The sequence below is a fragment of the Stenotrophomonas sp. As-7 genome (assembly GCF_030291015.1).
GTDB classification, from domain to species: domain Bacteria; phylum Pseudomonadota; class Gammaproteobacteria; order Xanthomonadales; family Xanthomonadaceae; genus Stenotrophomonas; species Stenotrophomonas lactitubi.
In genome coordinates, this window is the sequence record NZ_CP127405.1 from 1796236 (window position 1) to 1812364 (window position 16129).

General features: G+C 65.3%; 14 protein-coding genes and 3 tRNA genes. 7 read left to right on the forward strand and 10 right to left on the reverse strand.

Annotated features, from left to right (window positions below; all coding sequences use genetic code 11):
- Nucleotides 1-24: 24 nt before the first annotated feature.
- On the reverse strand, nt 25-951 hold the full coding sequence (locus QP457_RS08440) for a c-type cytochrome (protein WP_205405295.1): 927 nt from the start codon (nt 949-951) through the stop codon (nt 25-27).
- Nucleotides 948-2294, reverse strand: coding sequence for a cytochrome c (locus QP457_RS08445; RefSeq protein WP_205405294.1), 1347 nt, complete (start codon nt 2292-2294; stop codon nt 948-950). The genes QP457_RS08440 and QP457_RS08445 overlap by 4 nt, the downstream gene beginning before the upstream one ends.
- 183 nt (nt 2295-2477) lie before the next feature.
- Here QP457_RS08445 and QP457_RS08450 point away from each other — a divergent pair, with 183 nt between their 5' ends.
- Nucleotides 2478-3629 carry an alpha/beta fold hydrolase gene (locus QP457_RS08450; protein ID WP_205405293.1) on the forward strand — a complete coding sequence of 384 codons (1152 nt, stop codon included), beginning with the start codon at nt 2478-2480 and terminating at the stop codon, nt 3627-3629.
- A 4-nt stretch (nt 3630-3633) separates the two neighbouring features.
- Here the strand turns inward: QP457_RS08450 and QP457_RS08455 are convergent, their stop codons facing one another.
- Nucleotides 3634-4773, reverse strand: coding sequence for an MFS transporter (locus QP457_RS08455; RefSeq protein ID WP_205405292.1), 1140 nt, complete (start codon nt 4771-4773; stop codon nt 3634-3636).
- A gap of 395 nt (nt 4774-5168) precedes the next feature.
- On the opposite strand from QP457_RS08455, the gene QP457_RS08460 reads away from it, so the two are divergent.
- The 5 genes from QP457_RS08460 to QP457_RS08480 all read left to right on the forward strand — a co-directional run bounded on the left by QP457_RS08460 (nt 5169) and on the right by QP457_RS08480 (nt 10642).
- Nucleotides 5169-5867 (forward strand): hypothetical protein, encoded by a 699-nt coding sequence (locus QP457_RS08460; RefSeq protein ID WP_205405291.1) that lies wholly within the window; start codon nt 5169-5171, stop codon nt 5865-5867.
- Nucleotides 5868-5869: 2 nt separating this feature from the next.
- Nucleotides 5870-6706 (forward strand): hypothetical protein, encoded by an 837-nt coding sequence (locus QP457_RS08465; RefSeq protein ID WP_205405290.1) that lies wholly within the window; start codon nt 5870-5872, stop codon nt 6704-6706.
- Between the two features lie 2 nt (nt 6707-6708).
- Nucleotides 6709-7500: a Fic family protein gene (locus tag QP457_RS08470; protein WP_205405289.1), complete on the forward strand. Its 792-nt coding sequence runs from the start codon at nt 6709-6711 to the stop codon at nt 7498-7500.
- A 94-nt stretch (nt 7501-7594) separates the two neighbouring features.
- The gene (locus QP457_RS08475) at nt 7595-8290 is read left to right on the forward strand and encodes an alpha/beta hydrolase (protein ID WP_180167566.1); all 696 of its coding nucleotides are present in this window, start codon (nt 7595-7597) and stop codon (nt 8288-8290) included.
- Nucleotides 8291-8446: 156 nt separating this feature from the next.
- On the forward strand, nt 8447-10642 hold the full coding sequence (locus QP457_RS08480; RefSeq protein WP_205405288.1) for a TonB-dependent siderophore receptor: 2196 nt from the start codon (nt 8447-8449) through the stop codon (nt 10640-10642).
- Nucleotides 10643-10696: 54 nt separating this feature from the next.
- Here the strand turns inward: QP457_RS08480 and QP457_RS08485 are convergent, their stop codons facing one another.
- Nucleotides 10697-11398 carry a pirin family protein gene (locus tag QP457_RS08485; protein ID WP_099820122.1) on the reverse strand — a complete coding sequence of 234 codons (702 nt, stop codon included), beginning with the start codon at nt 11396-11398 and terminating at the stop codon, nt 10697-10699.
- 140 nt (nt 11399-11538) lie between these two features.
- Between QP457_RS08485 and QP457_RS08490 the strand changes: the two genes are divergently transcribed.
- Entirely contained in the window at nt 11539-12459 is a 921-nt protein-coding gene (locus QP457_RS08490) for a LysR family transcriptional regulator (RefSeq protein WP_205407010.1), read from the forward strand.
- A gap of 611 nt (nt 12460-13070) precedes the next feature.
- On the opposite strand, the gene QP457_RS08495 is transcribed toward QP457_RS08490, so the two are convergent.
- The 6 genes from QP457_RS08495 to QP457_RS08520 all read right to left on the reverse strand — a co-directional run bounded on the left by QP457_RS08495 (nt 13071) and on the right by QP457_RS08520 (nt 16123).
- Nucleotides 13071-13147, reverse strand: a tRNA-Arg gene (locus tag QP457_RS08495).
- 32 nt (nt 13148-13179) lie between these two features.
- Nucleotides 13180-13256, reverse strand: a tRNA-Arg gene (locus QP457_RS08500).
- A 69-nt stretch (nt 13257-13325) separates the two neighbouring features.
- Nucleotides 13326-13402, reverse strand: a tRNA-Arg gene (locus QP457_RS08505).
- The gene (locus QP457_RS08510) at nt 13393-14319 is read right to left on the reverse strand and encodes an alpha/beta fold hydrolase (RefSeq protein ID WP_205404704.1); all 927 of its coding nucleotides are present in this window, start codon (nt 14317-14319) and stop codon (nt 13393-13395) included. The genes QP457_RS08505 and QP457_RS08510 overlap by 10 nt, the downstream gene beginning before the upstream one ends.
- Complete coding sequence (gene thiD / locus QP457_RS08515; RefSeq protein WP_205404703.1) at nt 14316-15125, reverse strand: bifunctional hydroxymethylpyrimidine kinase/phosphomethylpyrimidine kinase; 810 nt, start codon at nt 15123-15125, stop codon at nt 14316-14318. Before thiD ends, QP457_RS08510 begins: the two co-directional genes overlap by 4 nt.
- A 329-nt stretch (nt 15126-15454) precedes the next feature.
- A complete protein-coding gene (locus tag QP457_RS08520) occupies nt 15455-16123 on the reverse strand; it encodes a YoaK family protein (RefSeq protein ID WP_180167561.1) in 669 nt (222 codons plus the stop codon).
- Nucleotides 16124-16129: the final 6 nt, after the last annotated feature.

Sequence of the window (16129 nt, forward strand, 5' to 3'; positions counted from 1 at the left end):
GGCCGGCAACACCGGCGGCGTTCCTCAGTAGCGTGCGTCCTTCGGTTTCGGGTCGCGTGGCCAGTCCTTGGCCTTGCCGGCGAAGTCCGGGCGCGGCTGGTGGATGAAGTAGCTGGCGATATCCACCGCATCCTGGTCGGGCATCACCTGCTGGCCCAGTGGCGGTTCACGGGTCACTGCCGGCGGCATGTTGTGCTTGACGAAGCCAGCGGCCTTGTACAACCGCGCCATGCCGGCACCGATGTTGAAGCTGCGCTCCCCCCACAACGGCGGGAACGCGATATCGCCACTGGCATCGCGCTGGCCCTCTCCGTTGTCGCCGTGGCAGGCAGCGCACTGCGCGGCATACAGCGCCTGCCCACGTATCGGGTCCGGCGTCAGCGTGCTGTCGATCGGCCCTTCGCTGGGCGCGGCTACGCGTGCACCCTCCGGTACCGGACGGCTCAGCCACGCCATGTATTCCAGCATCGCGCGCATCTCCGGTGCATCCTTGGCCAGCGGTTTGCCGTTCATCGAACGCTGCAGGCAGCCGTTGATGCGCTCGGCCAGACCGATTTCCCTGCCCGGGCGCGGCATGTAGCGCGGGTAGCTGCCGCCGCCGGTGTTGAAGTAGTGATTGCCGAAAGGTCGCTTGCCTTCGGCCATGTGGCAGGAATTGCAGTTCAGATCGTTGCCGACGTTGTCCGGCAGCAGGCGTGCGGTCTCGTTGAGCAGGCGACGGCCGAACATCACCGCGTCTGCGTTGCCGAGGCTGGCGATCTCTTCGGCACTGGGCACGTGGTACTGGCCCACCACCTGGCCGTGGCCGTCGAGGATGTCCAGGGTCCTTGCCACCTCCGCATCCAGGTCCGGGTACAGGTGCTGGTACAGCAGCGTACCGGCACCGGCCAGCAGCACCGCAACCACTGCGCTGGCGACCAACGCTCTGGAACGCTTCTTCGAACGTCTCATTGCGCCGTCTCCTGCGGGACCACATGCACCGGCTTGTCACGCACCACCCGGCGCATGCGCGCCACGTCCAGTTCGCTGACCGCGCTGGCCTGGTTGCCCCAGCTGTTGCGGATGAAGGTGAGGATGTCGGCGAGCTGCGCGTTGGGCAGCTGCTCGAAGCCCGGCATGGTGAATGCCATCCGGTCATGCGGGGTGTGCGGCGTGCGTCCACCGATCAGGGTCACCTGCACCAGCGAGCTGGGATCGTCGGCGAACACGATGGAGTTGCCGGCCAGGGCCGGGTAGACCCGTGGCATGCCACGGCCATCTGCACGATGGCAGGCCTGGCAGTGTTCGGCGTATGCCAGCGAACCGGCCACCTGGTAGTCGCCGCCGCGCAGTGCGGCGGTAGTGGTGTCGGTGCCCGGCGTCCACTGCGCGCTGCGGCCTTCACGTGCTGGCAGCTGCTTCAGATAGCGCGCCATCGCCAGCAGATCGGCGTCGGACAGGTACTGCGTGCTGTGTTCGACCACATCGGCCATGCCGCCGAAGGCCGCGGAACGATCGGTGCGGCCGGAACGCAGGAACTCGACGATCTCGGCTTCGCTCCAGCTGGCCAGGCCAGTTGATTCGTTGCGCAGGTTCTTCGCATACCAGCCTTCCAGCACCGACCCGGACAGGAACTGGCGGCTGCCGTCATCGGCCATCGCCTTTTCCTGGAAGGCCAGCCCGCGTGGGGTATGGCACGCGCCGCAATGGGCCAGGCCTTCGACCAGTTCGGCGCCGCGTTGCTGGCCGGCATCCAGGGTTGGATCAGGGATGAAACTGCGCGGGCGCGCGAACAGCAGCTGCCACCAGGCAAGTGGCCAGCGCATGTTGGCCGGCCACGGAATGGTGCTGTCGGCGTTGTCCTGCCGGACCGGCTGCACCGCGCCCATGAAGTAGGCATACAGCGCCTTGATCTCGGCATCGCTGGCGATCACGTACGAGGCGTAGGGCATTGCCGGATACAGCGGCTGGCCGTCATGGCGGATGCCACGCCGCACCGCGCGCTCGAAATCCGCATAGTCGTACGCGCCGATACCGGTATCCGGGTCCGGGGTGATGTTGGTCGAGTACAGCGTGCCCATCGGTGTCTGCATGCCAAGCCCACCGGCGAAGCGCTTGCCGCCGGGTGCGGTATGGCAGGCGGCGCAGTCGGCGGCACGTGACAGATACCGGCCCTGCTCGATCAGGGTCGGGTCGTGGATATCGACCTCGGCCTGTTGCCGTGGGGCGAACCAGTACGGTGTGCTGCGGGCGATGCCGTAGGCGGCGGCCAATGTGGCGGCCAGGGCAATGGCGAGCTTGAACGAGGTGCGCATGCCGGCACTGTGGCCATTCGTGCGATGGCGTTCATTGATCCGGATCAATGCTTTGGCCGGTCGCGACATTGTGACAAGCTGAATCGATCCTGCGCTGTCATCAACCCGTCATCCAGCTGCGATAGATGGCGTCGGGCGTGATCGCTAACCTGCCACGCTGTCGCACTTTTCCCCTGACTGCCCATGAAGCGCCTGCTGCTGCTTTTGCTGGCGTGCGCCGGCCTGTGGCTGGCTGCATGCTCTTCTTCGATGACCGCCTCGTCCACCTCGCTCAGCGATCGCCTGATCGCGCCCGGTGGCGTTTCGACCCTGCTTGATCAGCCGCGTATCGCCGCCGCTGTAGCTGCGTTGCCGAACCGGCATGGTTTCGCCGCGGGCCGTGATGGCGTGCCGATCTTCTGGCGCGCATTCGATCCGGGTGACTATGGTGCGCGCTACCACTACCTGCCGCAGCAGCACCAGAACGGCCTGCCGCTGGATACCGGGCTGAGCCTGGCGGTACCGCAACCGTTCCGCGCGCAGGCGCCGCGTGGCACCGTGGTGCTGCTGCACGGCTGGATGATGAACGGTGATTCGATGCTGCCGTGGTCCCTGCAGCTAGCCGAGTCGGGCTACCGCGTGGTCACCCTGGACCTGCGCAACCATGGCCAGTCCGGCGCCGGTCCCTCCGGCTACGGCACCTATGAATCGGACGATGTGGTGGATGTTATCGCTGAGCTGCGCGCGCGCGGCGAAGTGACTGGCCCGCTGTACCTGTTCGGCGTTTCCTATGGCGCTGCCACCGCACTGTTCACCGCTGACAAGCTGGGTGACCAGGTGGCCGGCGTGGTAGCGATGGAATCGTTCGCCAATGCCGGCGTAGCGATCCGCACCATGATTCCGCATCTGATGGCCCTGCAGCCGGAAGGCTTGAAGGCACAGGCCATCGCCTCGTATGCACGCTGGCGCTACGGCAGCCAGGACATCAACCAGGTGGTGGCCGCCGCCAGCCGCCGCATCGACGTGGACCTGGACCAGGTGGACGTGGCACGCGCGCTGGCCGATACCCGTGCCTGCGTGCTGCTGCTGCACGGACAGGGCGACCAGCACATTCCGGTCAGCCAGGGGCGTGCGCTGGCACAGGCCAACCCGCGTGCGCACTACATCGAGATGCGCGGCGAAGATCACATCACCCTGCCGCTGCGGCTGGACCTGCTGGCCGGGGTGGTCGATGACTGGATGGCGCGCGACGAACACCACCCGAAGTCCGCGTGCCCAGCGCCCCAATTGCCGGCTCAGGCCGAGTGGCTGGTGCACGGCGTCGATGCACCGGCAAAGACCCCAGCGCGCAGCTGAGCCTTCAGGGCAGGCGGCGGGCCAGTGAACGCGCCGACGCCGCCACGCCCAGCAGCATCGCCGCCACGCACAGGAAGGCAAAGCCCAGGCTGGTGGCGTGGGCGAGCGCGCCGATCGCTGCGGGACCCGCAAGGATGCCGGCATAGCCTAGCGTGGTGACTGCGGTGATCGCAATGCTCTCCGGCATCGCGCGCTGCTGGCCGGCCATCGAAAACAGGGCGGGCACGATGTTGGCGCAGCCCAGGCCCACCAGCACGTAGCCGACCAGTGCCATCGCGAAGGAGGGCACCAGCGTGGCCAGCGCGAAACCGGCTGCTGCGGTGATGCCGCCAATGACGATGGTGCGGGTGCGGCCAAGGCGCTCGACGATGCCATCGCCGAACAGGCGCATCGCGGTCATCGCCAGCGTGAACACCGCAAAGCCGGCACCGGCCTGGTCGCGCGGCACCTGCCGCACTTCGGCCAGGAATACCGCGCTCCAGTCGAGCATCGAGCCCTCGGCCAGGAACACCACGAAGGCGAGCACGCTGATGAACAGCACGACGCCGTGCGGCACGGCCAGCATCGGGCCATCATGCAGGATGCGCTGCGGGCGCCAGTGCGGGGCCGACAGCAGGGCCACCAGCAGCATGGCCGCCACGGCGATCAGTGACGCCAGCCACAGCGGAGTGCCGAGCACCAACAGGCCGGTCATGCAGCCTGCGCCGACGAAGCCACCAATGCTGTAGAACGCGTGGAAGCCGGACATCATCGGGCGGCCCGCATCGCGCTCGACGGCCACCGCCTGCATGTTCATCGTGCAGTCCATCGCGCCCACACCCGCACCGAACACGAACAGCGTCGCCCCCAGTGCCAGCGGCGTGGGGGCGAGCGTCAGCAGTGGCAGGGTGAGCAGAATCAACGCCGTGGTGGCGATCATCAAGCGGCGCGAGCCCAGCCGCGCGGTCAACGCACCTGCCAGCGGCATCGCCAGCAATGAGCCCAGTCCCAGGCACAGCAGCAGCCCGCCGAGGCTGGCATCGGACAACCCGGCCTTGGCCTTGGCGAACGGCACCATCGGTGCCCAGGCAGCAGTGGCAAAGCCGGGAATGAAGAAGGCAGCGCGGGTCGCGTGCTGCTGGGCGCGGGGAGAAGAAGGCGTCATGCGCGAGGAAGGCTCCAGAGGATCGCCTTCATGAAAACGTTTTCAGGCTCGCCGGGCAAGTGCCATGCGTGACATCGAATGTCGAATACGAATGCATCGTCGTGATTCCTCTGGCTTTCCATTGTGAGTAACGCATTCGGGCCATTGTTGCGTTGGTACCTGCAGCAACGGTGCGCTGCGTCGATGCTCACGCAACGGCTCGCGCGGATGTCGCGCGCATGGAAGTGTGATCCTCCGCCAGCTTTGCACCAGCAGGAGCGGAATCCTTGGCGGAAGCAAGGACATTTCCTGATACAGGGCCCACGAAGCACCTCCTAAGGTCTCTCCGTCGCGCAGAAGCGACCGGTGCAGGGAATCCCTGCTCACCGCGTTTCCATTCACGGAGGAGATCGTCAATGAACTCATCGCGCGCGCTGAAGCTGGTCGTGGCCAGCGTTCTTGGGCTGGGAGGCGGCGCCGTTGCAGACGGCGCAATAGCAGGAACCAGTACCTGCACGGGTTCGGGGTGCTGGGTCTATCCGCCCTTCCTTCCAAACCCTGGTGGGGGCGGTGGTGTTGGAGGTGGCTGGGGCGGTGGTGACGGTTCGTCCGATCCGCGCGATGAGTATCACAAGATCTCATGGTGTACCGATGCCCCGGGCTACGCGTGGGACGCTCATGGCTGTGATCTCTACAACCCGCCGGTTCTGACGGTGAATGGCTGTGGCACGGCGGGTGGCGTACCGGTGCCGGATTTTCTGGTTGCACCTGGGGCATTGCAGGGCGGTGCGGCGGCGTTCGGAGCGATGTTCAAAGCGGCCTGTGATGCGCATGACATGTGCTACGGAACCCATGGCAATGACAAGCATCAGTGCGATGAACGTCTTCGGCAGGACATGATCGCGGATGGGCAGCAGAAGCTCGGCGGTGCATTCCCGGCATTAGGTGTATTCGTGATAGGCCAGGCCACGGCGTATGCAAGGTTTCTGCAGTGGGAGTGGATCGAGCCCTGGACTTCCCAGCCGGCCTATGACCGGTCGCAGATGGACGCGGCCTGCCGTACATCCAGCGCTGCCTTCAAGAACTACTGCGATCATCTCGGGTTCGGGAGCTGACCATGAAGTTCAGCTGGAAGGCTGCAAGCCTGTTGGCGGTCCTGATCTGCGGTGGCGGACTTTGGCTCCTGGATTCATATGTCGGGGAGGATGTCGATCCGCTGCAATCGGCAGATCATGAGGATCATTTACTGCAACCCTACAGCGACGCGATGGCGGGGATGAAGGCGCATCGTGACGCCGAAGCCATGGCATCCATGAAGAAACCACCGCAGCAGCGCACACTGACGGTGCGGGAGGCTTTTGCTGGCGATCCCCGTCTGATCGCGTTGTCGGTTGAAGAGGCGGCATGGATGGATCGGCATCACTACCCGAAAGCTGCCGACTTGGCAGAGGCAGAGTCGATCGATCCGCGACAACTGGCAGGAACCCGCGATCCGCGGCTTTTGACGATAGCGGGTTCTGCATTCAAGAAGCGTGGTGAGTACATGCTGGCCATGAGCCAGCATTTCGATGCCGGTGCTCATGGTGCTTTGTATGCCTATCAACAAGGTGCGGTTGCCGAGCGCGCGCTCTACGAGGAGCGCTTTGGACCTACGAATCGGGATAGTGCCGGCGTACTTCGAGCTCGCCTGGAGGTGCCACTGGCGCTGGGGGATCACACCGTGCAGTACCTGATGGATACCGTAATGGCCGACGTGGACGCCATGGCGTCACCGAAGCAGGTGCAGATCCAGTCTCGTGAGTTCCTGCGCGCGCTTGCCGAAGATGCTCGACTGCAGGGGTTGGCGCCGCCCAGTGTGGATCCACGCCCGAACGCAGCGCAGTGGAACGACCTGTATCAACTGAGCCGATCGGGCGTCGCAGACCAGCTGGTTACCATCTACGAGCGCCAGTAGCCATGGATATCACCTTCACCTGCAGCAGTCAGTGGATTGCTGATGCCTTTACCGAGCTGCGCCTGTCGTGTGATGTCCCGCTTCGGCGAGACATCACCTGTCCGTTGCCAGTAGTAACCGCTCTGCTGCTGCATGATTCATTTGATCATTCCGAGGTTTTTGAGCGGAACCTGGAACGTCATGAGCGGCTGCACGCGCAGGGAATACTCGAACTGTCGCTCGACCGGGCGCTCAGTGCATGCACGCTGGGGCAGCTATCGACGGCACTGGAAACGATCACCTGCATGCGCCCGGTGCAGCGCATGCAGGGGATTGGGATCGTGACGCAGAATTCCTACAGTCGACGGTTCCGCGCACCGCCAGCGGTGGAGGCCATGCGAGCGTCGGTGCGCTTGTTCAACGCACGGCGTCGGCATGCGGAACGGTCGGGTATCGAGCGGGCACTGGCCACCTATCTGGTGCTGTTGTCGATCCATCCGTTTGCCGATGGCAATGGGCGCACGGCACGCATGCTGTTTGCCGCCGATGTGCTTGCGCATGATGGCCACGCCGCGCCTCGGTTGATGCTGGGCCTGATTCTGCTGCACCGTGGGCGGGGACGGCTGTTCCACCTCGCTGCCATGTGCGCCCGCACAGGTGACTTTTCGATGCTGGCAACGTGCTACGGCGAGGCATTGTCGTTGGCTGACACATTTCTCCCGGCGCTATGCCCGCAACATGGTCGGCTGGCAGTGCTCGAGGAGTATCGGAAGATCGATGCACTGTTGAAGCGCACACCAGAACCGCACGTCTGAATTCCGACTCCAAAGCCTCACCAGGGATTAACGTCGCCTGCGCAAAGTAGCCCGACGGTCGGCATTCCGCCCGGCCGCTGCCGGAGATCAGCGCATGAGCACCACACCGACCATCCTCCTCGTCCATGGGTTCTGGGGCGGGGCCGCACACTGGGCCAAGGTGATCCTGGAACTGCACCGCAAGGGCCACGACCAGGTGAAGGCGGTCGAGCTGCCGCTGACCTCGCTGGTCAACGACGCCGAGCGGACGCGCCGGATGATCCGCCAGATCGATGGCCCGGTCGTGCTGGTCGGGCACTCGTATGGTGGCGCGGTGATCACCGAAGCCGGCAACCAGCCCAACGTGCAGGGCTTGGTCTACATCGCCGCGTTTGCGCCGGACAGTGGTGAGAGCCCGGGCGGCATTACCCAGCAGCACCTGCCCGAAGCGGCACCGAACCTCGCCCCGGACAGCGATGGCTATCTGTGGCTGCGTGCCGACAAGTTCCATGAGAGCTTCTGCCAGGACCTCAGCGCCGACGAAGGCTGGGTGATGGCGGTGACCCAGAAGGCGCCGCTGGCCAGCACCTTCGGCGATGCAATCAGCGATCCGGCGTGGAAGCACAAGCCGAGCTGGTACCAGCTTTCCAGCCAGGACCGGATGATCTCGCCACAGAACCAGAAGGCCATGGCCGAACGCCTGCAGCCCAAGCGCCTGCTGCAGCTGGAAGCGAGCCATGCCTCGCTGGCCTCGCATCCGGCCGAGGTGGCGGCACTGATCCTGGAGGCTGTGGCGTCCGTCGACGGCTGACGTTTGCCACGGGGCAGCGCCTGCTCAGGCCCGGGCGCCACCCACGACAGCGGAAGCGCAGGAGAGTAAACTCCTGCGCCTGCGGCCCTTGGCCGCCATTCCCCCTTTCCCTCGAGCCGCCGCCAGAGGATCCCACCCCTTCGTGGAGGTCCCGTCGTGTCGTCCGTGCCTGTTCGTTTTTCCGTCCTCTCCCTGCGTCGTCGCCCGTTGGCGAGGGCTCTTGCCCATGGTCTTCTGCTGACCTCAGTGGCCGCTGCCGGCGCCGCCTCGGCGCAATCCGCACCGGCTGAAGAAGAGGGCAAAACGCCCTCGCAGACGTTGCAGACCGTGCAGGTCACCGCCAACCAGCTGGGCACCATCACCGAAGGCAGCGGCGCCTACACGCCGGGCACCATCGCCACCGCTACCCGCCTGGTACTGACGCCGCGGCAGACCCCGCAGACCATCAGCGTTATCACCCGTGCGCAGATGGATGACTTCGGCTTGGACGGCATCGATGATGTGATGCGGGTGACCCCGGGCATCAGCATCGTTACCTACGACAGTGAGCGTACCGAGTACTACGCACGTGGTTTTGCCGTGCAGAACTTCCAGTACGACGGTATTCCGATGTCGCGCGACTCGGCCTACTCGGCCGGCAATACGCTCAGCGATACCGCGATCTACGACCGCATCGAAGTGCTCAAGGGTGCCACCGGCCTGCTGACCGGCATGGGCGATCCCGGCGCGACCATCAACCTGGTGCGCAAGAAGCCGGGCAAGGAATTTGCCGGCAGTGCGACGCTCGGCGTCGGCCGCTGGGACGACTACCGTGCCGAAGTCGATGTCGGCGGCCCGTTGACTGCCGATGGCCGCGTGCGTGGGCGTGCAGTAGGTGCCTGGCAGGACAAGCATTCCAATCTGGATTTCTACCAGCGCACCAGCAAGGTGGGCTATGCCGTGCTGGAAGCGGATCTGGGCGAACGCACGCTGCTGACCGTGGGCGGCGACGTGCTGGAGAGCGACCCCAAGGGCTCGACCTGGGGCGGCATTCCGTTGCTGGACAGCCAGGGCAATTTCAATGACATGCCGCGCTCGTTCAACAACGGTACCCGCTGGAGTGGCTGGCGCCAGTACGTGCGCACCGGCTTTGCCACGCTGGAACACACCTTCGACAACGACTGGGTGGCCAAGCTGCAGCTCAACCACCAGGTCAACGGCTACGATGCAGCGCTGGCGGGTGCGGCCGGTGGCAATCCCGATCCGGTCACCGGCGAAGGCGTCTCGCTGTGGCTGGGCAAGTACGTCGGCAAGACGGTCAGCAACGCTGCCGACTTCTACCTGAGCGGCAACTTCGGCCTGTTCGGTCGTCAGCATGAACTGGTGGTCGGCGGCAGTGCGTCGCGCAAGCGCTGGACCAACACCGGTTATTCGCCGCAGCCCGGCTATCCGACCGCCGTTGCCGACTACAACAGCTGGAAGGGGGATATTCCGGAACCGGAATGGCAGCGCGGTTACGGCAACAATGAAGTGACCCGCGAGAACGGCCTGTACGTGGTCGGTCGCTTCGATGTGGCTGACCCGTTGAAGGTGATCGTCGGCAGCCGCCTGGCCAGCTACCGTTCGCCGCAGACGCGCGAGACCGGCGTGTTCGTGCCGTATGCCGGCGTGGTCTACGACCTCGGCGAGCACTATTCGGTGTATGCCAGCTACAGCACCATCTTCAAGCCGCAGGGTGAGCGCGACGAACAGGGCAGGACGCTGGATCCGCTGGAGGGCCGCAGCTATGAAATGGGTCTGAAGGCGGAGTTCTTCGACGGCCGCTTCAATGCCAGCGCGGCGCTGTTCCAGCTTGACCAGGACAATTTCGCCCAGCCTACCGGTGGCAAGACGCCGACCGGCGATATCGCCTACCGCGGATTGATGGGCGTGCGCACCAAGGGCTACGAACTGGAGTTGTCCGGACAGCTGGCCGAGGGCTGGCAGGTGCAGGGCGGCTTTGCGCACAAGATCGCCCGCCAGGCCGGGACCAAGGTGTCCACGCTGGAGCCGGAAAACCAGTTCAGCCTGCATACCAGCTACCGCCTGCGCGGCGACTGGCAGGGGCTGACCGTCGGTGGCGGCGCGCGCTGGCAGGATTCCACGTTCGGCACCATCACCAACCCGGCCGATGGTGCGTCGGTGGTCCATCGCACCCAGCCGTACTGGCTGCTGGATGCCATGGCGCGCTACCAGTTCAACGATCGCCTGTCGGCCACCGTCAACGTCAACAATCTGCTGGACAAGCGCTATTACACGATCTTCAGCTGGTACAGCACCTACACCTGGGGCGAGCCGCGCAACGTGCGGTTGGCGGTGACGTACAAGTTCTGATCGCGTTGCCACATGACACGCCCGCGATGCCGGACGGCATCGCGGGCGTGTGGGTTACAGCGGCAGGTCGAACACCAGCACTTCGGCGTCGTTGCCGTTTTCCAGGGTCAGCTGTGCCTCGTCGCTGACCTGCAGCGCGTCACCCGCTTCCAGGGTGATGCCGTTGACCTGCAGCTGGCCACGCGCCACCTGCACATACGCGCCGCGGCCGGCAGCCAGGGCGTGATGCAGCTTCTGCTCGCCATCGAGGATGGTGGCGAAGATGCGCGCATCCTGGTGGATGTGCAGCGAGCCATCGGCGCCATCCGGCGAGGCGATCAGGCGCAGCTGGCCGCGCTTGCTCTCCGGCGTGAAGTGGGTCTCCTCATACGACGGCGTGATGTTCTCGGTCTGCGGGAAGATCCAGATCTGCAGGAAATGCACCGGATCGGTGGCCGAATGGTTGAACTCGCTGTGGCTGACACCGCTGCCGGCGCTCATGCGCTGCACGTCGCCGTAGCGCAGCACCGAACCGGTGCCCATCGAGTCCTTGTGCTCCAGTGCGCCACCCAGCACGTAGGAGACGATCTCCATGTTGCTGTGGCTGTGGGTGCCGAAACCCTGGCCGCCGGTCACCTTGTCTTCGTTGATGACCCGCAGCGGGCCGAAGCTCACATAGCGGGGGTCGTAGTAGCTGGCGAACGAGAAGGTATGGCGCGAGGACAGCCAGCCATGCTCGGCCAGGCCACGGGTAGCGCTCTTGCGGATCTGCAGCATGATGGAATCTCCTTGTTCGATGGTTTCGATGGGACGGGATGGGCTGGCAGCCGCTGTGTTTTCCCGTTGAGGAGAAGTATCCGCTTGCACCTTGGGTTTGAAAAACGGATAGTTTTGACAGCCATCATCGAAAATTTCGAATGCTCAAGCTCAGCCTCGATGCCCTGCAGATCCTGGACGCGATCGACCGCCGAGGCTCATTCGCCGGCGCCGGCAAGGCCCTGCACAAGGTGCCCTCGACCATTTCCTACACCGTGGCCAAGCTGGAAGAGGACCTTGGAGTGCAGCTGTTCGACCGGATCGGCCCGCGGGCGGAGCCGACCGAGGCCGGGCGCGCGTTGCTGGAGGAGGGCAGGCACCTGCTGCGAGCGGCCCGGGAGCTGGAACTGCGGGTACGGCGCGTAGCCTCGGGTTGGGAGGCGGAATTGACCCTGGCGGTGGATTCGGTGTTTCCGACCTGGCTGCTGGGGCCGGATATTGCTGCATTCCGTGAGGTGGCGGCGCCGACCCGATTGCGCCTGTTTGGCGAGGCGTTGTCCGGCACCTGGGAAGCACTGCTGGACCGGCGCGCCGACCTGTTGGTCGGTGCACCGGGCGAGGGTCCCAGTGGCGGGGGCTACGTGGTCGAGCCGCTGGGCAGCGTGGGTTTCGTGTTTGCGGTGGCGCCGGAGCATCCACTGGCGACCGTGCCGGGTGTGCTGGGCCGCGAGCAGTTGGCGCCGTACTGTGCGATCGCGGTATCCGATTCGGCACGACGCCTGCTGCCACGAACGGTGGGCCTGTTGATGGGCCAGGAGACGTTGACCGTGCCGGACATGGCAAGCAAGTTGAAGCTGCAGTGCCAGGGGCTGGGATTCGGTTTCCTGCCCGAGCCCTGCGCGCGCGCGGCGGTGGCACGTGGCCAGCTGGTGATCCGCGAGGTCGAGGAGCACAAGCCGGAAGAGAACTTCTGGCTGGCGTGGCGCACCGGCGAAGATGGCGCGGCCCTGCGCTGGTGGCGCGAACGCCTGCGACGGCCGGAGCTGCTGGCGCAGTGGTGGCTGGCGATGGCAGAGGGGTAGGGTTCGGCAGGGCTGCGCCCTGCACCTGCAGAGGCAACAGCAACAGCAACGGTAACAGCCAAAGCCAAAGCCAAAGCCAAAGCAACAGCGGGTATTCCGTGGGATGGCGGGGTGGGTCCGGTTGCGGGGGACGCCGCAAGTACGTCCCTGTAGGCTTGGGCGCGCCATCCATGGCGCTTACACCCCCGCAACCGGACCCACCCCGCCTTCGACAGACCTCCGCAATCTGTCGGATGGCATGGCCTGCTCTTGGTGGGTGTCGACCTTGGTCGACACGTAGATCCACGCCATGCGTGGATGCTCTTCGTTCAATTGTCGAAATATTTGATCTCGATGAGATTCATCCACGCATGGCGTGGATCTACCAGATCGCGGAAATCTGTCAGAGGTGGGGCGGTATGGGTAGGCAGGACCGTTGGCGCCATGGATGGCGCCATCGAGCCCCCAAGGATGGGTTTACGGCGTGTCCTGCCTACCCATACCGCCCCGCCACCCACGGAATGCCTGCTTCTGCTGTTGCCGTTGCTTTGGCCTCTGCGGGTGCAGGGTGCAACCCTGTCGAAAAAAACACAAAAAAAAACAGCAGGCCGAGGCCTGCTGTTTCGGTGTAATGGTGCGCCCGGAGAGATTCGAACTCCCGACCGCCTGGTTCGTAGCCAGGTACTCTATCCAACTGAGCTACGGGCGCCAATTACATAAACTTGTTGTGTTGATCGTGTGTGGTGCGCCCGGAGAGATTCGAACTCCCGACCGCCTGGTTCGTAGCCAGGTACTCTATCCAACTGAGCTACGGGCGCGCGGTACACAATCAACTTACTGCCATATTTTACTGCACTTCCAGCGGCGGATGCTGAAGGTCTGTCGAGTGGTGCGCCCGGAGAGATTCGAACTCCCGACCGCCTGGTTCGTAGCCAGGTACTCTATCCAACTGAGCTACGGGCGCCCTGCGACAGGAGCGGAATTATGCGGATGTCGGCGCGAGTCGTCAACGCTTTTGTGAAAATTTTCACCCAACTGAATGAAAAACGCCTTTGCGACAGCCTCCGGGTGTTTCATCCACGCGAAGTGGTCAGCTCGCGTACCCAGGTCCTGCGCAGAAAGCACGCGCAGCTGTGAGGCGACATTCGGCAGTTTCGCCAGCAGCGCCTGCATCGATCCGATAGGCGCCAGCCAATCGTGTTCCATCAGCACCGCCTGCGCACTGCCATGCACACGCGCCATCTGCGCGTCCAGATCCTCGTCCATGCCGACGGCAGCGTAGTGATTGTTCAGCCCTACGCGCGCCCAGTCGGCGATCAATCCACGTGCTTCGGTGCCGCCGAAGCCCAGTCGGCGCCCGTGCAGCACGCCCTGGCGTCGCGCGATCCATGGCAGGAAGCGATAGATCAGGGGCAGCAACCAGCCACGCGGTGGCGGGAACGTGCGCCAGAAGGGTGTACCGCTGGCGGCCAGCCACAATCGATCGAATGCCTGCGGCTGGCGCCCGGCGTGCACGCAGGCCAGTTGGCCGCCCAGGCTGTGACCACCGATGATCCATGGCAGCGCGTTCTGGCCAGCATCGCCATCGGCGAGCAGTGCCTGGCTGGCCGGCAGGTCGTGGTCGAGGATCTGCCGGTAGCCCCAATCCTGGGCGCGTGACGGGCGCAGCGAACTGCTGCCATTGCCGCGCCATTCGTGCAGGTAGACCGCCACGCCCCTGGCGGCCAGTGCCTGCGCAAGGGGCAGGTAATGGCGTGCGGCCACGCCCAGCGCCGGCAGCCACAACAACCGCGCCAGCGGCTGTGCAGGCACGCAGGCGATGACCTCGTAACGGTGGCCATCGCCGCTGTCCACGGCGAGTGCGCGTGGCGAATCGCTCATGCGTGCGGTGCCGCGCCGAAATGATCCAGCACCAGCACCTCACTGCGGCCGGGCGCATAGCCCTGCTGCAGCCCGCGCGCCACGTAATCGATGCCGGCTTCGCAGGCATTGGCCAGGCTCAGACCGTTGCACAGCTGCGCGGCGATGGCCGAGGCCAGCGTGCAGCCTGTGCCGTGCGCATCCAAGGGCAGGCGGGCATGGATGAACTCTTCGCTGCTGACGCCATCGAAGTAACGGTCGACCACACGGTTGCCTTCATGCAGGTGGCCGCCCTTCAGCAGCACCGCGCCGGCACCCAGCTCCAGGAGTGAGGCGGCGGCCTGCTCTGCGTCGTTGCCATTGGCGATGCTGCGGCCGACCAGCAGCTCCGCTTCCGGTGCATTGGGGGTGACCAGGGTGGCCAGTGGCAGCAGCCGTTCGCGCATTGCCTGCAGCGCGCTGTCCTCCAGCAGGCGAGCGCCGCTGGTGGCGACCATCACCGGGTCCAGCACCACGTGCGGTGGTCGATGGCGTTCCAGTGCATCGGCCACGGCGTGGATCACCTCGGCGTTGGCCAGCATGCCCAGTTTCACTGCGTGGATGTCGAAGTCGTCAAAGCAGGCCTCGATCTGCGCGCGCAGGAAGTCGATCGGTGGTACGTGCACGGCGCTGACGCCGCGGGTGTTCTGCGCGGTCATTGCGGCGATCACCGACAGGCCGTGCACGCGATGCGCGGCGAAGGCCTTCAGGTCGGCCTGGATGCCGGCGCCGCCGCCGGAATCGGAGCCGGCGATGGTGAGGGCGGAAGCGGGGGTGGTCGGGCTCATGCGGTGATTGTGCCGTGCTGCCCAGTGTGGGGGTAGTGCCGGCCGGGTTGCACCCGGCACCCGCAGAAGCCGGGGCAACAGCAACAGCAACAGCAACAGCAACAGCGGCTCTGGATTTCTGCGCGGGAGGCGGGGCGGTGTCGGATTGCGGGGACGCCGCAAGTACGTCCCTGTAGGCTTGGCCGCGCCATCCATGGCGCGGACACCCCGCAATCCGACACCGCCCCGCCTCTGACGGCTCCCTGCAGTAGATCCACGCCATGCGTGGATATCGCGGAAATGATCGGAGGGACAACGTAGATCCACGCCATGCGTGGGTGACGCCATGCTCAGCGCCGCCAGCGTGCCCATTGCTGGTAGAACACATAGCCCAGACCGGTCAGTCCGGTCAGCAGGGCGGGGGCGAGCAGGGCGTCGTACTGCCAGCGCACGAACAGCCAGGCGCCGATGACGCCGCCTGCAAGGAAGCCGCTGATGATCAGGCCGCTCAGGGTCAGGCGTCGTATCTGCAGCGGCAGTCCGCGCAGCAGGTGGCCGAGGCCGATGCCGAGGTCGGTGAACATGCCGCTGAGATGAGTGGTGCGTACGACGGCACCACTGAAGGTGGTGGCCATCGCATTCTGCAGTCCGCAGGCCATCGCGGCCGCCAGTGCGCCCCAGATCTGATGCTGCTTGAACAGCGGAATGGCCGCCAGCAGCAGCAGTGATTCCAACGCCAGCGCGACGCCGTAGCGGCGGCCGAGCTGCAGTGCGCTGTCCTGGATCAGCAGCCCGCTGACCATCGCGCCCAGTGAGAACGCGATCAGCAGACCCCACAGGTGCCCGACGGCGCGCCAATCCCCCTGCGCCAGCGCCATGCCGAGCTGGCTGGTGCTGCCGGTCATGTGGCTGACCGCCTGGTGTTCAAAACCCAGGAAGCCGACCACATTGACCATGCCGGCCACGCACGACAGCGCGACCGCGCCGATCCAGACCCAGGTGGGCAGGCGGATTCCCATGGCAGG